This is a genomic window from Actinoplanes sp. NPDC048988 (assembly GCF_043197815.1).
Taxonomy (GTDB): Bacteria; Actinomycetota; Actinomycetes; order Mycobacteriales; family Micromonosporaceae; genus Actinoplanes.
This window is the reverse complement of sequence record NZ_JBICTW010000004.1, coordinates 441,479-467,746: the sequence shown is the minus strand read 5'-3', so window position 1 is coordinate 467,746 and position 26,268 is coordinate 441,479. Positions and strand designations below refer to the sequence as shown.

Below are 26,268 nucleotides of genomic sequence, written 5' to 3'. Positions count from 1 at the left end.
GAGATTTCGGGGGAAACAATCATGAGGAAAATTCGTCGAACGCGACAGGTCGCGGCCGGGCTGGTCGGCCTAGTGGTGGCGCTGAGCGCCGGAGCCTGCGGCGGCGACAAGAAGGAGACGACCGCGGCGGGCGAGGCGTTGCCGGCGAACAGCGTGAGCGCGGCCCAGCCCGGCCCGCAGCCGACCCTGCAGCAGTCCGCCGGGGCGGCCGTGGGCGAGGCCCCGGCGGCCAAGCCGTCGCCGTCGAAGAGCCCGCCGTCGCTCACGCCCTCGGAGGAGGCGCGGGTGAAGGCGGCCCGGGAGTTCGCCCAGAGACACAAGGTCACCATCAAGAAGCCGCTGACACCGCCGACCGCGCAGGCGGAGATCAACGATCTGAAGGTCTCCGAGACCGGCGACGTCCGCAAGGACCGGGAGATGCTGCGGGTCGTCACGGCGCGCAGCGACCTGACCGGGCAGCGGGAACTGGGCTGGGTGGCCGACGAGGGGGAGAAGGTCGGCGACGCGCGCTGCACGCAGACGGTGAAGCTGAGCAACAACCCGGTCGCGCGCAAGCGCCCGACGATGGTGATCTGCTGGCGGACCAGCGCGACGAAGAGCGTCTACACCGTGATGATCAACCTGGACGAGAAACCGTCCAAGACCAGGAGCGTGGCCGCGCTCGACAAGGCGTGGGCCAAGCTGGGCTGAGAACGAGCCAGCGGCTCGGCGCCGAAGCGCCGAGCCGCTGGGGTGATGCTGTGTTCAGAAGCGATCGATCAGAACGGCGCGACCGTGAAGGTGGCTCCGCTGGAGACGACCGACTCCTTGTAGGTTCCGGCGGTCACCGCAGCGGTCACCGCGGCGTCGTTCGCGTAGAGGCCGCTGTTGTTGACAATGGTGAGATTGTAAGCGCCGTCGGGAACCGGGACGCCGTTGGCGACGGTACCGGTCGCCGAACTCGCGTCCGCCGCCGACGTGCGTGAGGTGGTCGCGGTGGTGCCGTCGGCCGACACGGCGACGATGATGTTTCCGGGCCGCGTGTTGCTCGTGGAGTACAGCTGGCGGCCGACATCGGCGGCCGAGAACGTGCTGGCGGCGCCGACCACGCTCGTGGTGCCGTTCACGAAGGTCAGAGCCGTCGTGAGCGTACGGGGCCCGCCGACGTTGATGGCGGTGACCGCGCCGGTCGCGCTCGCGGCCGCGGACAGCGTGGCCTGGGTCGAGCTCTGAACCGACGCGATGGTGGTTCCGGCGGGAATGGTGGGCGTACCCGTCGTCGTCACGGGAAGACCGACATCGCTCTGCTTGAAGCCGCCGTTGGTGGCGGTGATTCCCAGCTTGTCGCTGCCCGTGATGTTGACGAAGTTGCCGGCGCCGAGGTCCCGCGAAGCCTGGCTGGTCCAGTGAGTCTGGACCTCCCCGGAGCTGAAGTCGGCAGAGGAGCTGTACGACTCGGAGAGCAGCAGGGTGCAGACCAGCTCGTCGTCGGCGATGACCAGGACGTTGACGCACTCGGAGACCTGCGGCTTGGCCTTGGTGGTCGAGCCGATCGGGTCGTAGTCGCCCGCGACCAGGAGCACCTTCGCCGGCGACGAGGCCGCGGCGAAGTTGTAGTTCAGCAGGTCGGTGCCGAAGACGTCGACGTCCTGCCACTTCTTCGAGCTCGGAGCCGTGTTCGGCATGACCGAGAGGCCGTTGATGTAGTCGTAGGCCAGGGTCCGGTTGATCGTGCCGGACGACGTGGTGATCGAAATCGTGGTGCCGGCCGCCGGAGCGTGCTGCGGGGCCGTGATGGTGAACTGCGTGTTCGTGCCCGGGGTCACCGTGGCCGCCGTGCCGCCGACCGTGGCGGTGATCGAACCGCTGGTGGTCGGGAAGTTGGTGCCGGTCACCGTGATGGTGGTGCCGCCGAGCGACGGGCCCGTGCTAGGCGTGATGCCGGTGACGGTGGCCGCCGCCGACACGGAGTAGGTCGTGTTCGCGCCGAGAAGGGTGGTTGCCGCTGCCGTCGGGTACAGGCACACGTTGTACTTGGTGGTCGTGGCCGTGCCGACCACGATGACGCCGGCCGGGACCGTGACCGCGACCTTGTTGTCAGCGATCTTCTTGACCACCGTGGCCTGGACGACGCCGGTGTTGGCGGTCGTCGCACCAGTCAGCGACAGGCCGGTCTGGTTGGCGGGGATCGAGGCCGGGCAGGTGGCCTGGGTGAAGTAGACGACCGGCGAGTTGTATCCGGCCAGGATCGACGTGGCCGTCGTGGCGGTGATCGTGTTGCCGCCCGTGGACGGGCCGGACGTCTGGCTCAGCGTGAGGCCGACCGCCGCCTGGGCGGGCGCAGCTGAGATGCCGAGCGCGACAGCGACCGTCGCCGCCGTCGCCAGGCCGGCGCGAATGCGGCGCCGGGCTCGGTCGTGAGTTGCGGACTTGCGCATGCGAGGTCCTCCTACGGTTTCTCAGAACCGCCTCTGGGATTAGGTGGCCCGTGCGCTCTATAGGCGCCGACGGGCTCTTCTCGCCGGAAGCCTAACTTGGTGGTGATGTGCCGTAGTCCAGAGTGACGAAAATCAGAGAAAATCTTTTCACTAACGACGTCTGATGATCGTCACAGTGGGCCTGAGCTGCGGCAACGCGGAGGGGGTCATTTACCAATTCGCATGTAGGAAGATGAAAAGACCGACAATTTCGGGAGAGGGCTACCACATTTTCAGCCCTGAATCAGGGCTTTCTCTGATTTGGTGGCAGCGGGCTGGGGCGGGGCTGATACTCCCTACGATTCCGGCACCTTGGAGGTCGAGTACCCATGTCTCAGCGTTCGCGCCGCGCCGCACTGGTCTGTGTCGTGGCGACACTCGTGGTTGCCGGGGGTGCGGCCGGGCCCGCCGCCGCGGCGGTGACCACGCTGCCGTTGACCCTCAGCAGTCCGTCGGGGCAGACCGGGGGTGGCAACGTCATCGTCGGTACCGTGACGGCCAACGCGGCCACGCCGACGCCGTTCCCGGCCGGGACCAAGCCCATCGTGCAGTTCCAGTTCGTCTCGGCCAGCGGGTCCGCCTGTGCCGGCACGGTCAAGCCGGTCACGCAGATCGCCGGCTCCGGCGGGGCGACCACGGCCGGCGTGCTGACCGTCGACCCGGCCAACGTTCTGCGGATCACCTCCACCAAGATTTCGTTGAAGGTGCCGTCGAGCCCCTACCCGGCCACTGACGCCCAGGGCGCCGCGAGCACCGTCAACCCGAATGGCCTGGCGCTGCTCGCCGACCAGGCGTCGGCTCGGTGGAACGTCTGCGTCTACGACAAGGAGGGCGCGTCCGGCAACCTGATCGCCGCGACCACGTACACCGTGGCGGTCAAGCCGACCATCACCTCGATCATCCCGGCCGGCAGCCCGGCCGCGGGCGGGCAGACGATCACCGTCAACGGCACCGGGTTCAGTGCCGTCGCCGGCACGACCAGCGCGACCGTCGGCGGCGTGGCGCTCACCAACATCAAGGTGGCGGCGAGCGGCAACAGTTTCACCGGGACGACCGGGCCGCGGGTCGCCGAGGGCAATCTCGCGCTGATCGTGACCGCTCCGGGCGGGAAGGTGAGCAGCCTCGACCCGGACAACAACGCCAACGCGACCGGTTCGCCGATCCCGTTCACCTACAGCAACGGCATCTCGATCGCGCCGAACACCGGGCCGGTCAACGCGAAGGTCACCATCGACGTCGTGGGCGCCGGCTTCTCCAGCCTTAACTTCGACCGGCAGGCCCCCTCGAACAGCGCCAACGCGCACGTGTTCCTGGTCAAGGACGCGTATCTGCCGGCCACCAACCGGGGCGCGGCCGAGTGTGTCCTGGAGGCCGTGCTCCGCGACACCGAGCTGGTGTGCACCCTCGACCTGACCGGGGTGAACGAGGGCGCGTACATCCTGACCCTGGTCGAGAACGGCCTGTCCAGCGCCACCCTCGCCGACGCCAACCCGACCCTCGTCACCAGCGGCGCCACGTTCACCGTCGGCCCTTATTAGGAATGCCTTACCTCATTTAATTTAATGAGTGTGTAGTTTCGTTTACCGCCGGGAATGGTTTATCGTCGGGTTGGACGGGATGCGTTAAATGGGAGGCGATGAATCATGACTCAGGCTCTGGAAATGCCCCGGGTGCAGACCTGTACGGTGACCCAGTGTGGCTACAACCACGACGGCTGTACGGCGTTCGCGGTCACCATCGGCAGCATGAACGCGGAGTGCGACACGTATGTCGAGACCGGCGACAAGGGCGGCACCGGCAAGCCGCTGGCCCAGGTGGGGGCGTGTAAGCGGTCCGACTGCGTGCACAACGGCGACCTCGAGTGCCACGCGCCGGCGATCGTCGTGGGCGCGTCCGGCGACAAGGCCGACTGCCTGACGTACGAGGCTCGCTGAAACGGATTCGAGAAAGCGCCCGCAAACCGCTGCGGGCGCTTTTCTACAGGTAAGGCTCGCCTTTATTAGGTGAGCCTTTCTTTATGTGGGGTTGACGCGGGAAGTAGTCCGAGCTAGGTTGTTCTCAGTTCGAGTCAATCTCAGGGTGAGGACAACATGGCGAGCGAAGCGGAGTTCCTGGCCGGGTACGACCCGGGGGCCTACCCGGCCGTCGCGGTGACCGTCGACGTGGTGGCGCTGACCATCCGCGACGGGCGGCTCTGCGTCCTGCTGGTCGAGCGCGCCGAGCACCCGTTCGCCGGCCGGCGGGCGCTGCCCGGCGGCTTCGTCCGATCCGAAGGACTCGACGACGCGGCGCTGCGGGAGCTCCAGGAGGAGACGGCGCTGGGCAAGGTTCATCTGGAGCAGTTGCGGACGTACGGCGATCCCGGCCGTGACCCGCGGATGCGGGTCTTCTCGGTGGCCTACCTCGCCTTCGCGCCCGGACTGCCCGAGCCCCGGGCCGGCTCCGACGCCGCCGGCGCCGAGTGGGTGCCGGTCGAGCAGGCGACCGGGCTGGCCTTCGACCACGACACGATCCTGGCCGACGGGCTCGACCGGGCGCGCTCGAAACTCGAATACACGCCGCTGGCCACCGCGTTCGTGGGCGACGAGTTCACCATCGGCGAGCTGCGGCAGGTCTACGCCTCGGTCTGGGGCGAGGAGCTGCACGCCGGCAACTTCCACCGCAAGGTGCTCTCGGTGCCGGGCTTCGTCGAGAGCACCGGGGCCACCACGGCCCGCGGCGGCGAACGCGGCGGCCCCCGGGCCAAGCTCTACCGGGCCGGCGACGCCCAGCTGCTGCACCCGGCGCTGCTGCGGCCCGCCCGCGAGGACGGTGTGCGATGACGTTCCTCGAGGCGGTCGAGAAGATCGAGGCGGCCACGACGTACGCCGATCTGGACGAGCGCGACGGTGACGACGCGTACCGCAAGCTCGCCAAGGCCGTACACCCCGATGCCGTGACCGAAGCGCAGAGCGCGACCGCCACCAGGGTCTTCGCCAAGCTGGCGCGGCTTTACGAACAGCGATCGGTGCTGGTCGGCGACATCGCGGACCTGCGGCCCGGCGAGGGCGGGCTGGTCAAGGTGCCGCGCGATCCGGCCGACAACGATCTCATGGAGGCCGAGGCGGCGGCGCTGACCAGGCTGTGGACGAACGGAGACCCCAAGTTCCGGCCGTACGCCCCCCGGCTGCTCAAGACCTTCCTCCACGAGGACGGGCAGCGGCGCCGGCGGCGGGTGAACGTTCTGGAACGGCTCGACGGGTTCGTTCCGCTGGCGAACCTCCAGGCGAAACTCGACCCGCGCGACGCGGCCTGGATGTGGCGGCGGCTGCTGACCGGGCTCGGCTGGGCCCACCGGGCGGGAGTCGTGCACGGCGCCGTCTTCGAGGAACACGTGTTGATCCACCCGGAGCAGCACGGCGTCGCCCTCGTCGACTGGTGCTACTCGGGCGGCCGGGTCAGCGCCGTCATCAAGAACCGCCACTACCCGCCCGAGGTCAAGCGGGACCGGACGGTCACCCCGGCCACCGACATCTACCTGGCCACCGCCCTGATGGCCCGGATCACCGACATGCCCCCGCCGATGCGGCGGTTCGCCGACGGCTGCCTCTACGACGCGCCGCGCATGCGGCCGCAGGACGCGTGGTCGCTGCTCGGCGAGCTCGACGACCTGCTCGACAACCTCTACGGGCCGCGCACGTTCCGGCCCTTCAGCCTCTAAGGAGTACGACATGGGAAGCGGACGCTGGTCCACCGACGTCTACACGGCCGCCGCGAACTACCGGGCGCGCAGTGGCAAGAGCGCCTTCGACTACAGCGACAGCGGCGCCCGTACGGCGCACCCGGCTTTGGACCCGAAGAACCAGAACCGGGAGAGCCGGGACAGCGAGGAACACCCGTTCAGTACGCCGATCGCGGTCATCTTCGACGTCACCGGCTCGATGGGCCACGTGCCCCGGGCGCTCCAGACGAAGCTGCCGCAGCTGCTCGGCCTGCTGACCCGCAAGGGATACGCGACCGACCCGCACCTGCTGTTCGGCGCGGTCGGCGACGCCACCTGCGACCGGGTGCCGCTGCAGATCGGCCAGTTCGAGTCGGACAACCGGATGGACGACGACCTGGCCCGCATCGTGCTCGAAGGCGGCGGTGGCGGCCAGAAGCGCGAGTCGTACGAGCTGGCCATGTACTTCATGGCCCGGCACACGTCGCTCGACGCCACCAAGCGCGGCCGGCGCGGCTACCTGTTCCTGATCGGCGACGAGATGCCGTACCCGAAGGTCAGCCGCAAGGAGGTCAAGCGGTTCCTCGGCGAGGACCTGCGCGAGCAGATCAGCACCGAGGACCTTCTGGCCGAGCTCCAGCGCAAGTACGACGTGTACTACCTCATGCCGAGCGCGGCGAGCTGGGGCGGCGACCGCGAGATCCTGGCCCGCTGGCGGGGGCTGCTCGGGCAGAACGTGCTCGAACTGGACGACCTCGACGCGGTCTGCGAGACCATCGCCGTCACGGTCGGCCTGGGCGAGGACACCATCGACCTCGACGAGGGCCTGTCGCACCTGGTCGAGGCCGGTTCGAAGCACGGCGGCACGGTCGGCAAGGCCCTGGCCCCGCTCCAGCGCGGCACGGTCGTGCGCTCGTCGCTGACCATCGGTTCGGCCGGCAGCGGGAACGAGCGGCTGTGAACGAGCACGTCGCGGTCGTCGACCTCGGGTACGGCGACGCCGGCAAGGGCACCGTGGTGGACGCGCTCTGCGTCGCGAGCCCGGTGCGGGCCGTCCTGCGCTTCAACGGGGGAGCGCAGGCGGCCCACAACGTGATCACCGAGGACGGGCGGCACCACACGTTCAGTCAGTTCGGGTCGGGCACGCTGCGGGGCGTGCCGACCCACCTGACCCGGTTCATGGTCGTCGACCCGCTGGCCCTGGCGGCCGAAGCCTTGCATCTGGACGGCGCTTTCGAGCTGCTCACGGTGGACGGCGACGCCCTCCTCGCCACTCCGTGGCATCGTGCGGCGAACCGGCGGCGGGAGAGCGAACGCGGCGGGTCCCGTCACGGTTCGTGCGGGATGGGCGTCGGCGAGACCATGGCGTACGCGTCGGAGCACGCCGACGCGCCCCGCGTGGCCGACACCCGTTCCCGTACCCGCCTGCGCCGGCTCTTCGCCTCTCTCGCCGATGACCTCGGCCCGATCGACGTTCCGCTCGACGACGTGGTGGAGGCGTTCGCGCTCTTCGGCGACACGGTGTCGATCGTGGACGGGCGGCACACCGGGAGGCTGCTCGGTGAGGGGCCGTGCGTCTTCGAGGGCGCGCAAGGCGTGCTGCTGGACGAGTGGCGCGGCTGGCACCCGCACACGACGTGGTCGACGACGACCTTCGACAACGTGGCCGCGCTGTGCGGATCGTTCAAACGGCTCGGGGTGGTGCGGACGTACACGACCCGGCACGGGGCCGGGCCGTTCGTCACCGAGGACCCGTCGCTGGCGCTGCCGGAGGCACACAACGGAACCGGGGAATGGCAGGGCGCCTTCCGGATCGGGCACTTCGACGCCGTGGCCCACCGGTACGCGGTGGAGGTGGCCGGCGGCGTGGACGGCCTGGCCGTCACGCACCTCGACGCGCCCGATCGCTGCGCCTCGTTGCGCGCCTGTACGACGTACTCCATCGACGGGGTCGACGTCGACCGGCTCGCCCCCGGCCCCTTCCGCGATCTCGGCTATCAGGCCGAGCTGACCGCGCGGCTGTTCCGGGCCCGGCCCGGCCGGATGGAAAGGCCGCACGACTGGCCGGCCGAGATCGGTGCTCTGCTGGGCGCGCCGGTCGACCTCGAGTCGTACGGTCCCACTTCGGCTGACAAAAAGTTCGTGTGAGACTCCTCCTCATGCCACTTACGGGAGAGTACGAGCCGAGCACGTCCGAGTGGGCTCGCAAGCAGGCCGAGAGCTACGAGGAGTCGGACGGCGCCCGCTCCAACGAGATCCAGGGGAAGCCGATCGTCGTGGTGACGTCGGTCGGCGCGAAGAGCGGCAAGCTGCGCAAGACGCCGCTGATGCGGGTCGAGCACGACGGCGAATACCTGGCGGTGGGCTCGCTGGGCGGCGCGCCGAAGAATCCGGTGTGGGTCTACAACCTGCGCGAGAACCCCAGGGTCGAACTTCAGGACGGTACGGCGAAGCACGAGTACGAGGCCCGCGAACTGTCGGGTGAGGAACGCGACGTGTGGTGGAAGAGGGCGGTGGCGGCGTTCCCGAACTACGCCGGCTACCAGACGAAGACGACGCGGCTGATCCCCTTGTTCCTCCTGACGCGCGCCCCGATCGGGCCATCTGCCTGAAAATCGGGTGCCGTTCGGGCATCGAAGCTCGATCATGGAGTGATGCGCACTCCCCACCAGGCCGTTGACCGGCTCGGCACCCGGCACGACGCTGCCGTGGTGCCGGCCGTCGCCGCGCCGCTGCCCCTGGCCGGGGCGGTGGACGACGGCGACCGCCTCGTCGACGTGGTGGATCTGCTCGCGCTGGACGGTTTCGTCACCGGCCGCGAGCCGTTCGGGCGCAGCCGCTACCTGGAGAACGTGAAGGCGGACGCCCCGCTGACCGCCGACGGCGCCCGCCTGGTGCGCGACGCGATCGACGAGGACGGCCAGGGCCGCCTGTCGGTCGGCGAGGGCTGGACGCTGCACGTCACCCGCTGGAAGCAGAGCCGCCGGGCGCGGGTGACGGTCACCGCGGTCACCGCCGAGCTGGCCGAGTCCATCCTCGAGACGGCGACGAGGGACGCGGTGGAGGAGCCGGCCCCGACAAGCGACAGCGTGCCGATCGGCTTCTGGCACTTCGGCCCGCACGGCCCCCGCCGAGTCCAGCGCGAAATCGACGCGGCCCCCTGGGCGGACATCTCGGCGAACTACGCCGGCCCGGTGACGCGGACGCTGGAAAAGCTGATGGCTTTGGACGGTACGGCGGTGAACGGCCGCCTCCTGCTGCTGCACGGCGAACCGGGCACCGGCAAGACGACGGCCCTGCGGGCGCTGGCCCAGCAGTGGCGCTCGTGGTGCCAGGTGGACTGCGTGCTGGACCCGGAGCGCCTGTTCAGCGACCCGGCGTACCTGATGAGTGTGGCCCTGGGCAGCGACGACGAGGACGAGCCCCGCTGGCGCCTGCTCATGCTGGAGGACTGCGACGAGCTGATCAGCGGCGAGGCCAAGGCCAGCGCCGGCCAGTCCCTGTCCCGCCTGCTCAACCTGACGGACGGCCTGCTCGGCCAGGGCCGCAACGCGCTGATCGCCATCACCACCAACGAGGACCTGGCTTCCCTGCACCCGGCGGTGGTCCGCCCGGGCCGCTGCCTGGCCAGCATCGAGGTGGGCCGCCTCCCCTACCCCGAGGCGGTGGCCTGGCTGGGCACCGCCCAGGGCGTACCCCCATCGGGCGCCACCTTGGCCGAGTTGTACGCCCTCAAAACCGGCACCGAGCCCGTAACAGTCCCCAAAACCGAGCCCACCACAGGCATGTACCTGTAACCAGCTCCGCCCGTGCTCCCTGCTTCCTTGGCCTGCTTGCGCGGCGCCGTTCTGCTTCCCAGGCTTTCAGGTGCGGCGCCGTCCTGCTTCCCGGGTTTTGGTGCGGCGCCGTCCTGCTTCCCGGGCTTTCGGGGCGGCGCCGCTCAGCGTCCTTACTCGCGTCTTCTCGCTTCGTGGTCAGCGCAGGCCGACGACGGCGGCGTCGGTGCCGCCACGCCACAGGACGCCGGCCTCGGTGTAGCCCGCCACGCGCAGGGCGTCGACGTGCCACAGCGCCGGCGGCGTCCACTCCTGGCTGTGGCGCGTCGCCGGATAGATCCGTTCGCGCTCAACCGCTTTCGGCGCCAGGAACTCGTCGGCCGCCGCGGCCGCCCACCAGTCGCCCCACGACGTGGCCGCCCCCGTGGCGTAGCGCGCCTCGCGCAGCTCCCGGGCGTGATCGCGCAGCCGCCCCGACAGCGTCGGGAGCGAGTCCTCCGGCATGTGGTCGGCGTTCACGAAGATCCCGCCCGGCCGCAACACCTCCCGGATCTCCCCGTACAGCGTCGCCACCCGCTCGGCCGGCAACCAGTGCAGGGCCGTTGCGGTCAGCACCGCGTCGAACCCTTCCTCCGGCAGCTTCGCCCGCCAGCCCGAGTCACCGAGGTCGGCGTCGACGATCGTCGCCCGCTCCCGCAGCGACGCGCCGGCGATGGCCAGCAGCACCGGATCCTGGTCGAGAACTGTGACCGTAGCGCCCGGGAACCGCGCCAGCGTCCGCAACGAGATCGTGCCGGTGCCACCGGCCAGATCGAGCACCCGCGGCGGCTCCTTGCCGGTGACCGCCCCGACCGCGTCGAGCATCGCCCGGAACCGTTCCTCCCGGTCGGGCATGAACGCTTCCTGCTGACGGTCCCAGCTTTCCTGCCACACCAGCGGGTTGCTCAAGTAAGCACTCATGCCGCTAACGCTAGTTACCGTTCCAGGCGCTCACAACCCGTTCCCACTGTCATCGACCACCCGCCTTCCGGCCCCGATTTCGACCGCCCGCTTTCCGTTCGGCGTCATCGGTCGTCCGCTTTCCGTTCGGCGTCATCGGTCGTTCGCTTCCCGTTCGGCGTCATCGGTCGTCCGCTTTCCGCTCGCCGTCATCGCCCGCCCGCTTCCGTTCGGCGTCATCGGCCGTCCGCTTTTAGCTCGTCGGTGAGGCGCTCGGCGAAGGCTTTCAGGTCGCGGCGCTCGATGGCGGCGGCCATCAGTTCCGGGAACGCGTCCGGCGTACAGGCGAAGGCCGGCACCCCGAGCGCGGCCAGCGCCGCCGCGTTCTCATGGTCGTAGGCCGGCGCCCCCTCGTCCGAGAGGGCGAGCAGCACGACCACCTGCACCCCGGCCGCGGTCATCTCCGCGACCCGGCGCAGCATCTGCTCCCGTACGCCGCCCTCGTAGAGATCGCTGATCAGCACGAAGATGCTGTCCCGCGGCCGCGTGATCAGCTGCTGGCTGTAGCCGATCGCCCGGTTGATGTCGGTGCCCCCGCCGAGCTGCGTACCGAAGAGCACTTCGACCGGATCGTCGAGCTGGTCGGTGAGATCGACGACCGCGGTGTCGAAGACGACGAGCGACGTACGCAGCGACTGCATCGACGCGAGCACCGCGGCGAACACGCCGGAGAACACGACGGACGCCGCCATCGACCCCGACTGGTCGACGCAGAGAACGACGTCCCGCTGTACGGCGGTGGTCCGCCGCCCGTACCCGATCAGCCGCTCGGGGATCACCGTGCGGTGCTCGGCCTGGTAGTGCTTGAGGTTGGCCCGAATGGTCCGGTCCCAGTCGATGTCGGCGTGCTTCGGGCGGTTGATCCGGGCGGCCCGGTTGAGCGCCCCGCTCACCGCCGCGCGGGTCTGTTGCGCGATGCGCTTCTCCAACTGCTCGACCACCGTACGGACGACTTGGCGCGCCGCGTCCTTGGTCTTGTCGGGCATGACCCGGTTGAGCGAGAGCAGCGTGCCGACCAGATGGACGTCCGGCTCCACCGCCGCCAGCATCTCGGGCTCGAGCAGCAGCCGGGTCAGGTCGAGCCGATCGATCGCGTCGGACTGCATGACCTGCACCACGGTGCTGGGGAAGTACTCACGGATGTCGCCGAGCCACCGGGCCACCTTCGGCGCGGAACTGCCCAGCCCCGCCGACCGCTTGCTGCTGCGCTCACCCTCGCCGTCGGCCCCGCCCGCGTCGTAGAGCGCCGCCAGCGCCGAGTCCATCGCGCCGTCACGCCCCTCGGCTTTGCCCAGCGCCTCCTCCGACGACCCGCCGAGCACCATCCGCCAGCGCCGCAGCCGCTCCCGCTTCGCCGGATCCACGGCACCCGCCTCGGCCGTACCCTCGCCCTGGCTCATCGCCCCTCCAAGCTCGCATGCACGCCAGCCGCCAGCCCCACGGGCGCGCCCGCACTGCCTGCGCCCCCACTGCCCGCGCCCGCACTGCCCGCGCCCGCACTGTCCGCGCCGCCGCTGGCCGTGCCGATGCTGCTTACGGTCGTGCGGGTGCTGGCGTTCGGGCTGATCTCGTGGCCCAGCAGAGCGGTAAGCGTGGGCAAGGCAAGGTCGGCCCGTTCCGGGTCGAAGCCGAGGTTTCCCGCCTCGTCTTCCGGCGCGGCTCGCGGACCGGCCAGCCGTTCGCCGATCGCCCGCCGCTCGCCCGCGTCGAACGCGCCGAAGGTCCGCCGCAGCAGCGGCAGCACGTCGTCGAAGGCGTCGGCCGCGATGTCGGCGAGCCAGTCGTCGAGCAGCGCCAGCAGGGCGTCGTCGTGCACGAGCAGGAGACCGCCGCCGGAGAGGAAACCCTCCACCCAGGCCGCCCCGTGCGCCGGCGGCGTGCCGACGGTCAACGGCAGACGCAGCCGGCGGCGCACCTCGGCCCCGTCGAGCCGGCCCGCGTCGAGCAGCAGCCGGGTGAGCCGCCCGGCCAGCAGCCCGTGCAGGTCGGCCCGCCCGGCCACCGACTCGAGCGTGGACAGCCAGCGTTCCCGCAGATCGTCGTCCTTGAGCAGGCCCACCGCCGCGTGTACCCCGTCGATCCGGTCGCGCAGCAGCTTGGCGGCCTCGTCGGAGACCGAGCCGACCGCCGACGGCAGCCCCGCGCAGACCCGCCCGAGCAGGCTCGCCGTCACCGTCGCGAGCCCGGCCACGTCGGTGCGGCGAACGTCGCCGTACCGAAGCGTGCGCGCAAGCGCCGGGATCGCCGCCATCAGATGGTTGATGTCGGCGTCGAGGGCCGCGCGCACGTCGAGCGCGGCGAGCACTTGCGGGTACGCCTCGGTGAGGTCGGCCAGCAGACACGTCTCGACCAGCGCTGTCACGTCGGCCAGCGTTTCCGCCCGATCGGCCGCCCGGACCACCTTGGCCGTGGCGGCGGCGGCCACGGTCGTGCCGTACATGCTGCCCTCGACGAGGCGGATGGCGAACTCCGGCTGCCACCGCAGCCGCCACTCCTCGCGGAACGTACCGGTGCCCCGCCGTGTGGCCGTCGGCTCGCCCCAGGGCACGTCGAATGTGCGGAGCCTGTGCAGCAGCCGGCTGCGCCGCAGATCGGTCTCCTTGCGCAGGTCGAGGTCGAGGGCGCGCTCGAGGGCTTCCGGTTTGAGCCGGGCCGCCCGCTGCTGCGCGGCGAGGTCTTTGGCGAGCGGCACAGCCGGCATGTCGTCGGGCACGGCGCCCAGGCGCTCACCCACCACGAGCTTGCGGTTGATCAGCTCGACCCGCAGCGGCTCGCCGTCGCACATCACGGCCTCGGCGGCCTCGGTGACCTCGGCCAGCCCGGCGAGGGGCCGTCCGCGCATGGTCGCCAGCGCCTCGGCCAGCCGCGCCGCCTCGATGACGTGCGCCGACGAGGTCGGCACACCCTCGGCCCGCAGTACGCCGGCCGCGTCGACCAGCCAGCGCGGCACCACCTCGTCGGCCGAGGTGAACAAATGGTGGTACCACCCCGGGGACCGCACGCCGGCGCCATAACCGGACCACGAGGCCAGCCGCCCGTACGTCCACGGGACCCAGGTGAAATCGACCTTGGCTTTCCGGCGCCCCTTGAGCAACGCGGCGTCGTCCTTGATCGCGACCTTCCGGGTCAGCGCGGGCACATGCCAGGCGCCGCAGACGACGGCGATCTCGTCGTACTGCTTGCGGGTCTCTCGCAGGACAGTACGCATGTACGCCTCGCGCACCAGGTCGTCGGGATCCTCGGGAGAGCTGTCCCGGATCGCGGTCATGGCTTCGGCGATCGCCTCGAACGCCGGCATGCCCCGGTGCTCGACGACGTCTTCCCACCAGCGCTCGGGATCGTCGTACCCGGCCGCCGCGGCCAGCTCCCCGATCGGGTCGACGGGCCGGCGAGGGCCCGATTCCCCGTCCGGCGGTGATCCCGAGTGGTGGTCCGGCCCGGCGTCGGCGGGCTCGGACCCGTCCGTGTCCGGCTCCGCGTGGTCATCCGGCCCAGCCGGGTCGGCGTCGGGTTTCGCCGGGGACGGCGTCGGCCCGGGGCTGTCGCCGGTCAGGCGGTAGGCGAAGGGAAGGTCGAAGAAGCGGACCGGCACGTCGCGTTCGACGGCCCATCGGATCGCCTGCCACTCGGGGGAGAAGACGGCGAACGGCCAGAACGCCGCCCGCCGCGGATCGTCGGCGGCGTAGCCGAGCAGCGCGACCGGCGGCTCGAGTCCGTTACCGGCGACCCACCGCACCAGCCCGTCGGCTTCCGGCGGGCCCTCGACCAGCAACACCTGGGGGCGCTGCCGGGCGAGCTCCTGCACCACGGCCCGCGCCGATCCGGGGCCGTGGTGACGGATGCCGTAGAGCCGCTCAGGCATCGCGGGCGGCCCGATAGAAATCGCGCCAGTCGGCGCGCTCGCGCACGACCGTCTCGAGGTATTCGCGCCAGACGACGCCGTCGGAGACCGGGTCCTTGATGACGGCACCGACGATGCCGGCGGCCACGTCGCCCGGGTGCAGACGGCCGTCGCCGAAGTGGGCGGCCAGCGCCATGCCGTTGGTGATGACCGAGATCGCCTCGGCCGTGGACAGGGTGCCGGTCGGAGACTTCAGCTTGGTGCGGCCGTCCTCGGTGAGGCCGCTGCGCAGCTCGCGGAAGACGGTCACCACCCGGCGGATCTCATCGAGCGCCGCCGGAACCTCGGGCAGGTCGAGCGAGCGGCCGAGCTGCTCCACACGCCTGGCCACGATCTCGACCTCGTCGTCGGCGGAGGCCGGGACGGGCAGCACCACCGTGTTGAAGCGTCGGCGCAGCGCGCTGGAGAGCTCGTTGACCCCGCGGTCGCGATCGTTCGCCGTCGCGATCAGGTTGAATCCGCGCTCGGCCTGCACCTCGGTGTTGAGCTCCGGCACCGGCAGCGTCTTCTCGGAGAGGATGGTGATCAGCGCGTCCTGCACGTCGGAGGGCACCCGGGTGAGCTCCTCGAGGCGGGCGATCGAGCCGGTCCGCATCGCCCGCATGACCGGGCTCGGCACGAGCGCCGCGTCGGTCGGGCCCTCGGCCAGCAGCCGCGCGTAGTTCCACCCGTAGCGGATCGCCTCCTCAGCCGTGCCGGCCGTGCCCTGCACCAGCAGCGTCGAGTCGCCCGAGACGGCGGCGGCCAGGTGCTCGGAGACCCACGTCTTGGCCGTGCCGGGCACGCCCAGAAGCAGCAGCGCCCGGTCGGTGACCAGCGTGGACACCGCCACCTCCATGAGGCGGCGCGGGCCCACGTATTTCGGAGTGATCTTCGCGCCGTCGCCGAGCAGGTAGGTGACCACGGCCTGCGGCGACAGACGCCAGCCGGGCGGGCGGGGACGGTCGTCGGTGGAGGCGAGCAGAGCCAGCTCCTCGGCGTACTGATCCTCGGCGTGCGGGCGCAGTGCGGTCACGCGAACTCCTCATGTCTGACGGCCCGTCCGGCCGGTCTTTCCGGTGAAAACGCTACTGGGTACCTCTGACAAAAATTCCGTTGTGGATCTCGGTCTAGGTCGTCAATTCGTCGAACATCTCCTGGCGGAACGTCAGCGTGCGGGCCAGGTCGGCGACCGGTCTGACCCGGGACGCGTCGGCGGGCTCCTGGTCGAGCTGAAGGGCGAGGCGGCCGACCAGATCCGCATATGCCGGGGGCATGGCCAGCGCGGCCGCGCGGCACAGCTCGCCAAGCTGCCAGCTGTGCCGGTCGTTACGGGCCCGGTGGGCGATGGTCTCGAGGACGGCGACCGACAACTCGTCGGGCCAGCGGCCCGGATGAATGGCGAGCAGCCGATTGGCCATCGGGTCCTCGCGGCGCAGCGCGTCGGCCGCGAGCCGGCCCAGCTCGGCGGCCGGCAGCACCAGGTGCAGGTCCCACCGCACCGACTCGCGCAGCGTCCCGCTCACCTCGTTGAGCAGGATCGTTGCCCAGGCGACCTCCTCCTGCGCCACCGCGGCCTTGGCCCAGCCGTGCAGCAGCGGGGACTCCCAGTCGTTGCCCCGCGCGAGCCGCAGCATCGTGGCGGGGTCGGACCACGTGTCGAGCGGCGCCCCGGCGACGATCTCCTCGAGCAGCCAGGCGCTCACACCTGTGCCGCGCGCCGGCGTGGAGGCCACGCCGTCACGCCGCAGACCCGGGTCGAGTTCGCCGGGCGGGGTGACGATCAAACGGTCGGACCCGATCACGCGGCGTTCCCGTCGCACGGCGGCGCGGGCCCGCTGCGCCATCCGGTCGCGAAGGCCGGAGCCGGGCAGGCGGCGGAGCAGCTCGAGCGCGGCCTCGCGGACCTCCTTACGGCGATCGTCGAGGGCGCGCTCGAGGAACGGATCGTCGGCCATGGACAGGCCGGTGGCGAGCGCGGCGATGAAGCGCGCGCGGTCGTCGGAGGAATCCCGCGACCACGTGCTCTCCACCAGCTCGCGGGCGCCACCGGGATCAGTCGCCCGCAGTGCGGTCAGATGGCCGAGCCGCTCGCCGGAGCTGCCCGTCTGCCAGTCGAAGGCGGCGGCCGGTGACGGCGACTGCGCCTCGTCACGCAGCCAGCGCCACTCGTCGCGCATCCCGGCCAGCCACACGCCCCGCGCGCCGGCGACCTGGGCCAGCGCGGGCCGGATGATCGAGTTGCGGCGGCCGGCGTCGAGCAGCGCCGGCAGGGCGACCGGTGGAACGTGCGCGCCGAGCTCGCGCGCGGCCGCGAGCCACTGGCTCAGCAGTTCCTGTGCGAGCTGCGCGCCACCGGGCACGCCCTCGCCCAGGATGCGCATCAGCCTCGCCCCGGCGGGACCCGGCAGCGGGGCCGTGGTCTCGACCGGGGCGGCGGCCACGGCCGGATGGCCGGTGGTGGCGGGCTGGACGCCGGCCCGGCGCCGGGTGAGCGCGACAGCGGCGGTGTCGAGCAGCGGCGAGTCACCGGACCACGGCCGCCGGTTCGTCCCGACCAGTGCGGCCGCGAGCAATTCGGGTGGCAGCTCGGGCCGCCGGGGAGCGCCCGCGGTGGGCATCGGCGGGCCGGCGGCCACGAAACCGCCGTCGGCCCACGCGGCGAGGGGGCGAAGACCGGCGGGCGACCACTCGCCGGCCACTGTCGCGGGCCGGCCGCCGGCCGCGGCGAGCAGCCACCACGGCTCACTGTGGCCGGGCGCCAGCGGCAGGGCGGCGCCCGTGCTGTCGACCAGCCAGCCGTCGTCGCTCGGCGTCACTCCGGAGAGCAGAACGGGAGCGTCGAACCGCCAGGGCTCGGCGGCGACCGTGACGCTGTAGCTCAGGAGCGCGTCGGTGATCGTGGCCGCGCCGTCGGGAGCGCTGAAGGGTTCGGCCGCGCTGTCGCGGCTCGCGACGAGCGCGCGCAGTGGGGCCGCGCCCGGGTAGAACGCCAGCTCGCCCCGGAACTCCGTGCCCGGCACGAGGTCGGAGGTGAGCGGCTGGCCGGGCGCGGCGAACGAGAGGATCAGCGCGAAGCGGCCCCGCGACCCGCGCAGCCACGTGCGCCGGGTGGTCAGCGCGCCGTCGTCGACCTCGACCTGGCCCAGCACCTGCCAGCGGTCGGTGACGTGCGGGCCGGCCAGAACGTCCTCGGTGGCGACGGGAAAGCCGATCCGGGTACGGACCGTGGCGGCGAGCTCGGGTGGCAGCTCGGCGAGGCGGTCGTACCCGGTGACCAGCAGGCGGAGGAGGGCCAGCTCGCCGAGCAGACGGTCGGCCCAGTGCGGCCCGATGCCGGCCACGGTGCCGAGGCGGCGCACGGCGCTCGCCGCGGTGGGCGCCTGCGCGTCGACCAGGCGGGCGGCCATCGCCTCGAACGGCTGATGGCCGGCCCGCTGGGCACCGGCCAGGCCCTGGCGTATCTGATCGTCGAGCCAGCGGCGCAGCTCGGTCATGCCGCCGGCCACCCGCTCGGCGCGCTGCTCGGCCCGCTTGGCCGCGGCAGCCGGATCGGGAGTGGCGGCGGACCGCGGCTTGGCCGTCGCCTTGGCCGCGCGGGCCGCCTGCCATTCCCGGGCGAAATCGGGCGCCGGTGCCGTCGCCACGCCGGTGTCGGCCCAGAGCAGCAGCAGACCGAGGGCGTGCTTGCACGGGATCTTGCGGCTGGGGCAGGAACACCGGTAAGCCGGGCCGGTCAGGTCGACGCACACCTGATAGCCACGGCACTGTCCCCAGAGGATGTCGTCGAGCCGCCCGGTCGCCGACCACGACAGGGGCGCGGAGAGGCCGCGGCCGGCCTTGATCGAGGCGGCGTCGGGGGCGAGCGTCTCGACCTGCGCGGTGGACCATCGTTCAACGGACACGAGAAAACCCTAGGCCGCGGGTACGACAGTTTTCCCGGCACCGGATCGCCTCGGCGAGTGCCATGATCGAACCGACCGAGAAGGAGAAATGATGAAGGTCGTGGTCTTCGGTGCGACCGGCATGGTCGGTCAGGGCGTCCTGCGGGAGAGCCTGCTGGCGCCGGACGTCGAACAGGTGCTCGCGGTGATCCGTACGCCCACGGGGGTCTCGCATCCCCGCCTGCGGGAGGTCCGGCTGGACGATTCGCCGATCTGAGCCCCATCCGCGACGAGCTGCGGGGTTACGACGCCTGTTTCTACTGTCTCGGCGTGTCGTCGGTGGGCATGGACGAGGCGAAGTACGCCCGGATTTCGTACGACTATCCGATGGCCGCGGCCCGTACCTTCGCCGAGCTCGACCCGCAGACCACCTTTGTCTACGTGTCGGGCGCGGGCACCGCTCCGCAGGGCCGGCAGATGTGGGCGCGGGTCAAGGGCCGTACCGAGCAAGAGATCATCGACCTGCTGCCCAACGGCTATGCCTTCCGGCCCGGCATCATCCAGCCCACGCGGGGTGTCCGGTCGAAAACCGGCTGGTACAACACCGTCTACACGCTCCTGGGGCCGGTGATTCCGCTCCTCCAGCGGGTCGCTCCCCGCTACGTCACGACCACCGACCGGGTCGGGCAGGCCATGCTGAGGGCGGTCCGGGTCGGCTTTCCCCAGCACATCGTGGAGAACGCCGAGCTGCGCTGATCTCATCGCCAACTCCCTCGACGGAAAGTATCTCGACATCGAGATAAAAGCCCGCTAGCCTCTCGTTGTCAAGAAGCTCGACATCGAGACAATGGTGAGGTGGAGACGGATGGACACCTGGCTGATGACCTGGCCGCAGGGCTCGACCACCCTCACGAGCGCGTGCCGCTCTCGCACCCGTCCGCCGGTGGTTTCCATGGCCCACGCGATGGGGGCCAGACGGCGAGCCGCGACGGCGTCGACTGGATCGTCGACCAATGGGCACACGAGCGTCCCGACCTCGATACGACGGCCATGGCTGTCTTCGACCGGATCGCCGACCTTTCCCGCATCGCCGGTGAGCGGGTGGAACGGGCCTACGCCGAATTCGGGATAGGCCGTCCCGAGTTCGACGTGCTCTCCACTCTGCGCCGCGCCGGCGATCCCTTCCAGCTCTCGCCGGGCGAGCTCGCCGCCTCGATGATGCTGAGCACCGGTGGCACCACGGCCCGCCTCGACCGGCTGGAGAAGGCCGGACTCATCGAGCGGCTGCCGTCGCCGAGCGATCGCCGGAGCGTCCTGGTCCGCCTGACCGAGGCGGGCTACGAGGTGGTCGAACGGGCGGTCGGAGCCGGGCTCGCCGAGCAGCAACGCCTTCTCGAGGAGTTGCCCTCCGAGAAGCTCCAGCAGCTCGACGAACTGCTGCGAGAGGTGTTGCGCGTTTCGGGCGGCGCCCGCGTCACCGGTGACGCGCGCTGGTGGGGTCCGGCCCGCGACGGTGGGCCGGGCGACGCGCGCGGCGGACGGGGCCGCGGGCGGGGCCGGTCCTGACCGGCCGGCGCGGCCTTCACCACCGCCGCGCCCTCGACGTCCGATCGGGTGGCTGCCACCGGGCAGCAGCCTGTGCGGTGGCTACCCGGTCGGCAGCCGCCCGGTCGGCATCAGCCGTCGGCGTTCGTGCCGGTGAGGCCGCCGGCGTCGGGGCCGTGTCCAGCGGGGACGGCCTCGGCGGGCTTCGGTGGGGGTGGGGGAGTGCCGTCGCCGAAGGGGCGGCCGCCCAGCTTTTCGCGGCCGTGTTCAGTCAGCCAGTTGGTGAGGTCCGGTCCGGCCGGAACGATTCTGGTGGGGTTGATGTCCTTATGGACCACGTAGTAGTGCTTCTTGATGTCGATGAAATCGATCGTGTCGCCGAAGCCCGGCGTCTGGAAGAGGTCCCTGGCGTAAGCCCACAGGACCGGCATCTCGGTCAGCTTGCTCCGGTTGCACTTGAAGTGGCCGTGATACGCGGCGTCGAAGCGGGCCAGCGTCGTGAACAGCCGCACGTCCGCTTCCGTGATCGTGTCGCCCGCCAGGTAACGCTGGTTCGCCAGAAGGTCCGACAACTTGTCCAGGCGGGCGAAAAGGCGGGCGTACGCCTTCTCGTAGGCCTCCTGCGTGCCGGCGAAACCCGCGCGATAGACGCCGTTGTTCACGTCCGCGAAGACGTACCGGTTGATTTTGTCGATCTCTTCCCGCAGATGCGGCGGGTAGAGCTGCGGCGCGCCCGTGCGGTGGTACCGCGTCCACTCCAGCGACAGGTCGATGGTGATCTGCGCGAAGTCGTTGGTGACGACCTGCCCGGTCGGCACGTCGACGATCGCCGGCACGGTGATGCCCTTGTCGTAATCGGGGTAGCGGGCGAAGTAGGCCTCCTGCAGGCGCTCGATGCCGAGCACCGGGTCCCGGCCGCCCGGGTCGAGGTCGAAGGTCCAGCTGCGCTCGTCGTGGGTCGGGCCGGCGATGCCCATGGAGAGCACGTCCTCGAGGCCCAGCAACCGCCGCACGATGATCGCCCGGTTCGCCCACGGGCAGGCCCGGCTGACGACCAGGCGGTAACGGCCGGGCTCCACCGGATATCCATCGCGGCCGTCCTCGGTGATGCGGGTCGGGATGTACCGCTGGTCCCGGTTGAACTCGCCGGACGGGTTCACGTAAGCCATGCCCTCATCCTGCGACGGCGGCGCGCGGCCCGCAGGCTGAGCCGCCGAATCCGGGCACGGTGGCGCGCGGCGCGCAGGCTGAGCCGCCAAATTCGGGCATGGCGGCGCACCGGGGCCGCCGCGGACGAAATCCCGGCGCGGGCGGTGCCGGAGCGTCCGGTCTGGCAAAGTTGCCGGGTGGAGGCCAAGATTCGCAGCAATCTAGCTCATTGGACCGTCGTCGTCCCGGTCGTGGCGATCGCCGCCCTGGTGCTCACGTGGGGGCGGGACCTGCCGCCGCCCGCCGTCGTCATCGTCGCCCTGCTGCTCGGCGGCGCTGTTCTGGCTGCGGTCCACCACGCCGAGGTGGTCGCGCACAAGGTCGGCGAACCCTTCGGGTCGCTGGTCCTCGCCGTGGCGGTCACCATCATCGAAGTCGCTCTCATCGTCACGCTGATGATCAGCGGCGGTGAGAAGACGCAGTCGCTCGCCCGGGACACCGTCTTCGCGGCCGTGATGATCACCTGTAACGGGCTGCTCGGTATCTCCCTGCTCGTCGGGGCGCTCCGCCGGCACGTCGCGGTGTTCAACGCTGAGGGCACCGGCGGAGCCTTCGCCACGGTGGCCACCATCGCCACCCTCAGCCTCGTCCTGCCGAGCTTCACGACCAGCCGGCCCGGCCCTCAGTTCTCGCCGGCCCAGCTCGCGTTCGCCGCCGTCGCCTCGATCGCGCTCTACGGTCTGTTCGTCACCGTGCAGACGCGACGTCACCGCGACTACTTCCTTCCGATCACCACGTCGGGCAAGGTGATCGACGCCGAGGAGCACCTCGAGCCGCCGAGCAAGCGGGCCGCGCTCACCAGCGTCGGGCTGCTGTTGGTGGCGCTGGTCGCCGTGGTGGGTCTGGCCAAGGGCGTGTCCCCGTCGATCGAGTCGGCGGTGCAGAACGTCGGCCTGCCCAACGGGGTCGTCGGCGTGGTGATCGCCCTGCTGGTTTTGCTTCCGGAGACGATCGCGGCCGTTCGGGCGGCCGCGCGCGACCGCATTCAGACCAGCCTGAACCTGGCGATCGGTTCGGCGATGGCGAGCATCGGGCTGACCATCCCGGCGATCGCGCTGGCGATGATCTGGCTGCCCGGCCCGCTCCTGCTCGGCCTCGGCGGCACCCAGATGGTCCTGCTGGCCCTCACCGTCGTCGTCGGCACCCTCACGATCGTCCCCGGCCGAGCCAACGTCCTCCAGGGAGGTGTCCACCTAGCGCTGCTGGCCGCCTTCCTCTTCCTGGCCGCCAGCCCGTAGCGCGTCTTTGGCCGCCGGCCCGTGATGCGTTTCTGGCCGCCGGCCCGTGATGCGTTTCTGGCCGCCGGCCCGTAGCGCGTTTCCGGCCGCTGGCCCGTCGTGTGTTCTGGCCGCTGGCCCGTCGTGCGCTTTTGGCTGCTCGTAGTGCGCCCAGCCCGGGGCCTTGCCGGGGTTGGCCTTGCCGCAAGTCGGCTTGCCGCAGGGTGGCATCGCCCCGCTGTGGCATGGAAGTCGCGCGTGGTGGATGACGGTGCTCCCCGCGCGCGAGAGTGGGCCGCTCGGATCGTTGCCGAGGCGCGCGAGAGTGGCCGCTCGGATCGTTGCCGAGGCGCGCGAGAGCGGGGCGCTCGGATCGTTGCCGAGGTGTGAGAGTGGGGGCTCGGATCGTTGCCGAGGCGTAAGAGTGGGGCGCTCGGATCGTTGCCGAGGCGCGCGCGAAGGTGGTCAGGCGGGCGAAGAACTGTTTCGGCGTGAGAAGGCGGTCTGAACCCGCGGGAGACAAGAACCTCCGTGCAGCGGGAAATCGCTCTCCGAAGGAGGACCGGAACCGGCGGATTCTATTGACACGCGTGAAACTGCGGGGCAACACTGCGGGCACTGTCGGAGAGCGCTTTCCCATCCCCAGGAGTCCCCTTGCGCACTCGCAAAGTCATCCCCATTGTCCTCTTGTCGCTGGTGGCGGCGTTCCTGACCGTTGCCTCAGGGCCGGCCCGGGCCGCGGCCGACACCCTGCTCTCTCAAGGCCGGCCGACCACCGCCTCCTCGCAGGAGGGTGGGGACACCTCGGCCGCCAATGCCACCGACGGGAACGCCGGGACGCGGTGGTCCAGTCAGTTCGCCGATCCGCAATGGCTGCGGGTCGATCTCGGTGCCGTCGCCACCATCAGCTCGGTGAGCCTTCAGTGGGAGGCCGCCTACGGACGGGCGTACGAAATCCAGACCTCGACCGACGGCACCACCTGGACCAGGATCTATGGCACCTCGCAGGGCGCCGGCGGGACCGAAACCCTCGCTGTCAGTGGCAGCGGGCGCTATGTCCGCCTCTACGGCACCGCCCGTAGCGGCGGCTACGGCTACTCACTGTGGGAGTTCAAAGTCTTCGGCACCACCTCGACCCCCACCGACGCCTTCACCACCGTCTGGTCGGACTCGTTCGACGGCACGTCCCTGAACACCGGCAACTGGCTCGTCCGTACCGGCACCTCCTATCCCGGCGGCGCCGCGAACTGGGGCACCGGGTCGGTCGAGACGGCCGCCACCTCGAACGTCACGCTCGACGGCGCCGGCAAGCTCACCATCCGGGCCGTCCGCGACGGGTCCGGCGCCTGGACCTCCGGGCGCGTCGAGACGCAGCGCACCGACTTCGAACCGCTCGCCGGGCAGCTGACCCGGTTCTCCGCGGTGATCAAGCAGCCGGATGTGGCCAATGCTCTCGGTTACTGGCCGGGTTTCCGGGCCACCGGCGCCGCGTACCGCGGCAACTACACCAACTGGCCGCAGGTCGGCGAGACCGACATCATGACCGACGTCAACGGCCGTAGTCAGCTCGCGCAGACGCTGCACTGCGGGACCGCGCCGGACGGGCCCTGTGGTGAGTACAACGGCCGCTCCTCCGGGCTCGCCTCCTGCACCGGCTGCCAGACCGGGTACCACGAGTATTCGCAGGTCATCGACCGGACCAGGACCGATGAGGAGATCCGGTTCTATCTGGACGGCCGCCAGACCTGGGTCGTCCGGGAATCCCAGGTGGGCGTGGCGGCGTGGCAGGCCGCCGTACACCACGGCTTCTTCCTCCGCCTCGATCTCGCGATCGGCGGCTCCCTGCCGAACGCGATCGCCGGCCGCACCACCCCCACCGCCGACACGACCTCCGGCGGCGTCCTCAGCGTCGACTCCGTCTCCGTCGCCCGTGCTTCCGGTGTCACGCCCACCCCGATGACCGATCCGGCGCGGCCCGCCGGCCCGTCCGTCGTCAAGGTCACCGGCACCCAGGGCAACTGGCGACTTCAGGTCGACGGCGCGAACTTCCAGGTCAAGGGATTGACGTACGGGCCACCGCAGGCGGCCGCCGACGGCTACATGCGTGACCTCAGGAACATGGGCGTCAACACGATCCGTACCTGGGGAATCGACGACGCCAACACGCCCACACTGCTCGATCGGGCCGCGCGGCAGGGCATCAAGGTGATCGTCGGGCACTGGCTCAACCAGGGCGCCGACTACGTCAACGACACCGCCTACATGAACTCGGTCAAGAGCGAGATCGTCAACCGGGTCAATGCCCTCAAGAACCAGCCCGGCGTCCTGATGTGGGACGTCGGCAACGAGGTCATCCTCACCATGCAGGACCACGGCCTGCCGGCGGCCGAGGTCGAGGCGCGCCGCGTGGGGTACGCCAAGTTCGTCAACCAGGTCGCGCAGGCCATCCACGCCGCCGACCCGAACCACCCGGTCACCTCGACCGACGCGTACACCGGGGCCTGGCCCTATTACAGGCAGTACGCGCCCGACCTCGACCTGCTCGCTGTCAACTCGTACGGCGCGATCGGCAATGTCTACAACGATTGGGTCGCGGGCGGCTACACCAAGCCGTACATCGTCACCGAGGCCGGACCGGCCGGTGAGTGGGAGGTGCCCAACGACGTCAACGGCGTACCCACCGAGCCCTCCGATCTGCAGAAACGCGACGGTTATACGAACAGCTGGAATGCGATCGACGCGCATCCGACGGTCGCGCTCGGCGCCACCGAGTTCCACTACGGCCTCGAGAACGACTTCGGTGGCGTCTGGCTCAACACCTTCACCGGCGGCTGGCGGCGGCACGGCTACTACTCGCTGCAGCGGGCCTACACCGGTCAGGCTCCCGCGAACAGCCCGCCCGAGATCACCTCGATGACGGTGCCCACCTCGGTGCCGGCCGGCGGTGATCTCCCCGTCGCCGTCAACGTCTCCGACCCGCAGGGCGACCTGATCCGCTACAACCTCATGTACTCCGAGAAGCACATCACCGGCGCCACCGGCCTGGCCAACGTCACCTTCACCGAGACCGGACCCGGCTCCTTCACCGCCAAGGCCCCCGACAAGCTGGGCGTTTGGAAGATTTATGTGTACGCCTTCGACGGCCACGGCAACGTGGGCATCGAACAGAAGTCGGTCCGCGTGGTCCCGCCGGTCATCGCCGGCACCAACCTGGCCCGCGGCAAGCCCACCACGGCCTCCAGCTATCAACCCACCGGCACGAACGGACCACAGCTTCCGTCGTACGCCGTCGACGGCGACTACGGAACACGATGGGCCAGTGAGTGGGCCGCGTCCGGGTGGCTCCAGGTGGATCTGGGCTCGGTCCAGCCGATCCGGCACCTCCAGCTGGCCTGGGAGGCCGCCCATGCCACCGGCTACCGCGTCGAAACGTCCACCGACGGCACCACGTGGAGTCAGATCTACGCCACGTCGAGCGGTGACGGCGGATTCGACGATCTGACAGTGACCGGGTCGGGCCGCTACGTGCGAGTAACGGGAACCGCGCGGGCCACCACCTACGGCTACTCCCTCTGGGAACTAGGCGTCTACTGACTTTTCGG

The 26,268-nt window shown here is 70.7% G+C and carries 21 protein-coding genes; 14 read left to right on the top strand and 7 right to left on the bottom strand.

The genetic code is table 11. The annotated features are described in order from the left end of the window. Nucleotides 1-21: 21 nt before the first annotated feature. Nucleotides 22-690, top strand: coding sequence for a hypothetical protein (locus ACGFJ7_RS16560; protein WP_392642617.1), 669 nt, complete (start codon nt 22-24; stop codon nt 688-690). A 68-nt stretch (nt 691-758) separates the two neighbouring features. On the opposite strand, the gene ACGFJ7_RS16555 is transcribed toward ACGFJ7_RS16560, so the two are convergent. Continuing rightward, nucleotides 759-2,417, bottom strand: a complete 1,659-nt coding sequence (locus tag ACGFJ7_RS16555) for an IPT/TIG domain-containing protein (protein WP_392642616.1) — start codon at nt 2,415-2,417, stop codon at nt 759-761. Between the two features lie 368 nt (nt 2,418-2,785). Between ACGFJ7_RS16555 and ACGFJ7_RS16550 the strand changes: the two genes are divergently transcribed. From ACGFJ7_RS16550 to ACGFJ7_RS16515, 8 genes are all read left to right on the top strand, one after another. Further along, complete coding sequence (locus tag ACGFJ7_RS16550; RefSeq protein ID WP_392642615.1) at nt 2,786-3,994, top strand: IPT/TIG domain-containing protein; 1,209 nt, start codon at nt 2,786-2,788, stop codon at nt 3,992-3,994. A 105-nt stretch (nt 3,995-4,099) separates the two neighbouring features. Beyond that, entirely contained in the window at nt 4,100-4,390 is a 291-nt protein-coding gene (locus tag ACGFJ7_RS16545) for a DUF1540 domain-containing protein (protein ID WP_097327373.1), read from the top strand. Nucleotides 4,391-4,546: 156 nt separating this feature from the next. Then, nucleotides 4,547-5,278: an NUDIX domain-containing protein gene (locus ACGFJ7_RS16540; protein WP_360240121.1), complete on the top strand. Its 732-nt coding sequence runs from the start codon at nt 4,547-4,549 to the stop codon at nt 5,276-5,278. After that, nucleotides 5,275-6,156: a molecular chaperone DnaJ gene (locus ACGFJ7_RS16535; RefSeq protein ID WP_360240118.1), complete on the top strand. Its 882-nt coding sequence runs from the start codon at nt 5,275-5,277 to the stop codon at nt 6,154-6,156. The genes ACGFJ7_RS16540 and ACGFJ7_RS16535 overlap by 4 nt, the downstream gene beginning before the upstream one ends. Nucleotides 6,157-6,166: 10 nt before the next feature. Next, nucleotides 6,167-7,117 carry a hypothetical protein gene (locus ACGFJ7_RS16530; protein WP_360240115.1) on the top strand — a complete coding sequence of 317 codons (951 nt, stop codon included), beginning with the start codon at nt 6,167-6,169 and terminating at the stop codon, nt 7,115-7,117. Further along, nucleotides 7,114-8,304: an adenylosuccinate synthetase gene (locus tag ACGFJ7_RS16525; RefSeq protein ID WP_360240112.1), complete on the top strand. Its 1,191-nt coding sequence runs from the start codon at nt 7,114-7,116 to the stop codon at nt 8,302-8,304. The genes ACGFJ7_RS16530 and ACGFJ7_RS16525 overlap by 4 nt, the downstream gene beginning before the upstream one ends. Before the next feature lie 11 nt (nt 8,305-8,315). Then, nucleotides 8,316-8,768, top strand: coding sequence for a nitroreductase family deazaflavin-dependent oxidoreductase (locus tag ACGFJ7_RS16520; RefSeq protein ID WP_360240109.1), 453 nt, complete (start codon nt 8,316-8,318; stop codon nt 8,766-8,768). A 42-nt stretch (nt 8,769-8,810) separates the two neighbouring features. Further along, entirely contained in the window at nt 8,811-9,953 is a 1,143-nt protein-coding gene (locus ACGFJ7_RS16515) for a DUF5925 domain-containing protein (RefSeq protein ID WP_360240106.1), read from the top strand. A gap of 177 nt (nt 9,954-10,130) precedes the next feature. Here the strand turns inward: ACGFJ7_RS16515 and ACGFJ7_RS16510 are convergent, their stop codons facing one another. From ACGFJ7_RS16510 to ACGFJ7_RS16490, 5 genes are all read right to left on the bottom strand, one after another. Beyond that, nucleotides 10,131-10,892, bottom strand: coding sequence for a class I SAM-dependent methyltransferase (locus ACGFJ7_RS16510; protein ID WP_392642614.1), 762 nt, complete (start codon nt 10,890-10,892; stop codon nt 10,131-10,133). A gap of 215 nt (nt 10,893-11,107) precedes the next feature. Continuing rightward, complete coding sequence (locus tag ACGFJ7_RS16505) at nt 11,108-12,331, bottom strand: VWA domain-containing protein (RefSeq protein ID WP_392642613.1); 1,224 nt, start codon at nt 12,329-12,331, stop codon at nt 11,108-11,110. Next, a complete protein-coding gene (locus tag ACGFJ7_RS16500; protein ID WP_392642612.1) occupies nt 12,328-14,793 on the bottom strand; it encodes a DUF5682 family protein in 2,466 nt (821 codons plus the stop codon). The genes ACGFJ7_RS16505 and ACGFJ7_RS16500 overlap by 4 nt, the downstream gene beginning before the upstream one ends. Beyond that, a complete protein-coding gene (locus ACGFJ7_RS16495; RefSeq protein ID WP_392642611.1) occupies nt 14,786-15,847 on the bottom strand; it encodes an AAA family ATPase in 1,062 nt (353 codons plus the stop codon). The genes ACGFJ7_RS16500 and ACGFJ7_RS16495 overlap by 8 nt, the downstream gene beginning before the upstream one ends. 94 nt (nt 15,848-15,941) lie before the next feature. After that, the gene (locus ACGFJ7_RS16490; RefSeq protein ID WP_392642610.1) at nt 15,942-18,716 is read right to left on the bottom strand and encodes a DUF5691 domain-containing protein; all 2,775 of its coding nucleotides are present in this window, start codon (nt 18,714-18,716) and stop codon (nt 15,942-15,944) included. Between the two features lie 88 nt (nt 18,717-18,804). On the opposite strand from ACGFJ7_RS16490, the gene ACGFJ7_RS16485 reads away from it, so the two are divergent. The 3 genes from ACGFJ7_RS16485 to ACGFJ7_RS16475 all read left to right on the top strand — a co-directional run bounded on the left by ACGFJ7_RS16485 (nt 18,805) and on the right by ACGFJ7_RS16475 (nt 20,261). Next, a complete protein-coding gene (locus ACGFJ7_RS16485; protein ID WP_392642609.1) occupies nt 18,805-18,972 on the top strand; it encodes a hypothetical protein in 168 nt (55 codons plus the stop codon). Nucleotides 18,973-19,025: 53 nt separating this feature from the next. Then, complete coding sequence (locus ACGFJ7_RS16480) at nt 19,026-19,451, top strand: hypothetical protein (RefSeq protein WP_392642608.1); 426 nt, start codon at nt 19,026-19,028, stop codon at nt 19,449-19,451. A 99-nt stretch (nt 19,452-19,550) separates the two neighbouring features. Beyond that, nucleotides 19,551-20,261, top strand: a complete 711-nt coding sequence (locus ACGFJ7_RS16475; protein WP_392642607.1) for a MarR family winged helix-turn-helix transcriptional regulator — start codon at nt 19,551-19,553, stop codon at nt 20,259-20,261. A 110-nt stretch (nt 20,262-20,371) separates the two neighbouring features. On the opposite strand, the gene ACGFJ7_RS16470 is transcribed toward ACGFJ7_RS16475, so the two are convergent. Beyond that, nucleotides 20,372-21,409: a glutathione S-transferase C-terminal domain-containing protein gene (locus tag ACGFJ7_RS16470; RefSeq protein WP_360240082.1), complete on the bottom strand. Its 1,038-nt coding sequence runs from the start codon at nt 21,407-21,409 to the stop codon at nt 20,372-20,374. A gap of 177 nt (nt 21,410-21,586) precedes the next feature. Between ACGFJ7_RS16470 and ACGFJ7_RS16465 the strand changes: the two genes are divergently transcribed. Next, nucleotides 21,587-22,687: an ionic transporter y4hA gene (locus ACGFJ7_RS16465; protein ID WP_360240079.1), complete on the top strand. Its 1,101-nt coding sequence runs from the start codon at nt 21,587-21,589 to the stop codon at nt 22,685-22,687. Nucleotides 22,688-23,320: 633 nt separating this feature from the next. Then, entirely contained in the window at nt 23,321-26,260 is a 2,940-nt protein-coding gene (locus ACGFJ7_RS16460; protein WP_392642606.1) for a discoidin domain-containing protein, read from the top strand. The last annotated feature ends 8 nt before the right edge of the window (nt 26,261-26,268 follow it).

What these genes read in the sequence shown, in the direction of transcription:
- ACGFJ7_RS16560 (WP_392642617.1), top strand. Translation starts at nt 22, where the DNA reads ATGAGGAAAATTCGTCGAACGCGACAGGTCGCGGCCGGGCTGGTCGGC.
- ACGFJ7_RS16555 (WP_392642616.1), bottom strand. Translation starts at nt 2,417, where the DNA reads ATGCGCAAGTCCGCAACTCACGACCGAGCCCGGCGCCGCATTCGCGCC.
- ACGFJ7_RS16550 (WP_392642615.1), top strand. Translation starts at nt 2,786, where the DNA reads ATGTCTCAGCGTTCGCGCCGCGCCGCACTGGTCTGTGTCGTGGCGACA.
- ACGFJ7_RS16545 (WP_097327373.1), top strand. Translation starts at nt 4,100, where the DNA reads ATGACTCAGGCTCTGGAAATGCCCCGGGTGCAGACCTGTACGGTGACC.
- ACGFJ7_RS16540 (WP_360240121.1), top strand. Translation starts at nt 4,547, where the DNA reads ATGGCGAGCGAAGCGGAGTTCCTGGCCGGGTACGACCCGGGGGCCTAC.
- ACGFJ7_RS16535 (WP_360240118.1), top strand. Translation starts at nt 5,275, where the DNA reads ATGACGTTCCTCGAGGCGGTCGAGAAGATCGAGGCGGCCACGACGTAC.
- ACGFJ7_RS16530 (WP_360240115.1), top strand. Translation starts at nt 6,167, where the DNA reads ATGGGAAGCGGACGCTGGTCCACCGACGTCTACACGGCCGCCGCGAAC.
- ACGFJ7_RS16520 (WP_360240109.1), top strand. Translation starts at nt 8,316, where the DNA reads ATGCCACTTACGGGAGAGTACGAGCCGAGCACGTCCGAGTGGGCTCGC.
- ACGFJ7_RS16515 (WP_360240106.1), top strand. Translation starts at nt 8,811, where the DNA reads ATGCGCACTCCCCACCAGGCCGTTGACCGGCTCGGCACCCGGCACGAC.
- ACGFJ7_RS16510 (WP_392642614.1), bottom strand. Translation starts at nt 10,892, where the DNA reads ATGAGTGCTTACTTGAGCAACCCGCTGGTGTGGCAGGAAAGCTGGGAC.
- ACGFJ7_RS16505 (WP_392642613.1), bottom strand. Translation starts at nt 12,331, where the DNA reads ATGAGCCAGGGCGAGGGTACGGCCGAGGCGGGTGCCGTGGATCCGGCG.
- ACGFJ7_RS16500 (WP_392642612.1), bottom strand. Translation starts at nt 14,793, where the DNA reads ATGCCTGAGCGGCTCTACGGCATCCGTCACCACGGCCCCGGATCGGCG.
- ACGFJ7_RS16485 (WP_392642609.1), top strand. Translation starts at nt 18,805, where the DNA reads ATGATGAAGGTCGTGGTCTTCGGTGCGACCGGCATGGTCGGTCAGGGC.
- ACGFJ7_RS16470 (WP_360240082.1), bottom strand. Translation starts at nt 21,409, where the DNA reads ATGGCTTACGTGAACCCGTCCGGCGAGTTCAACCGGGACCAGCGGTAC.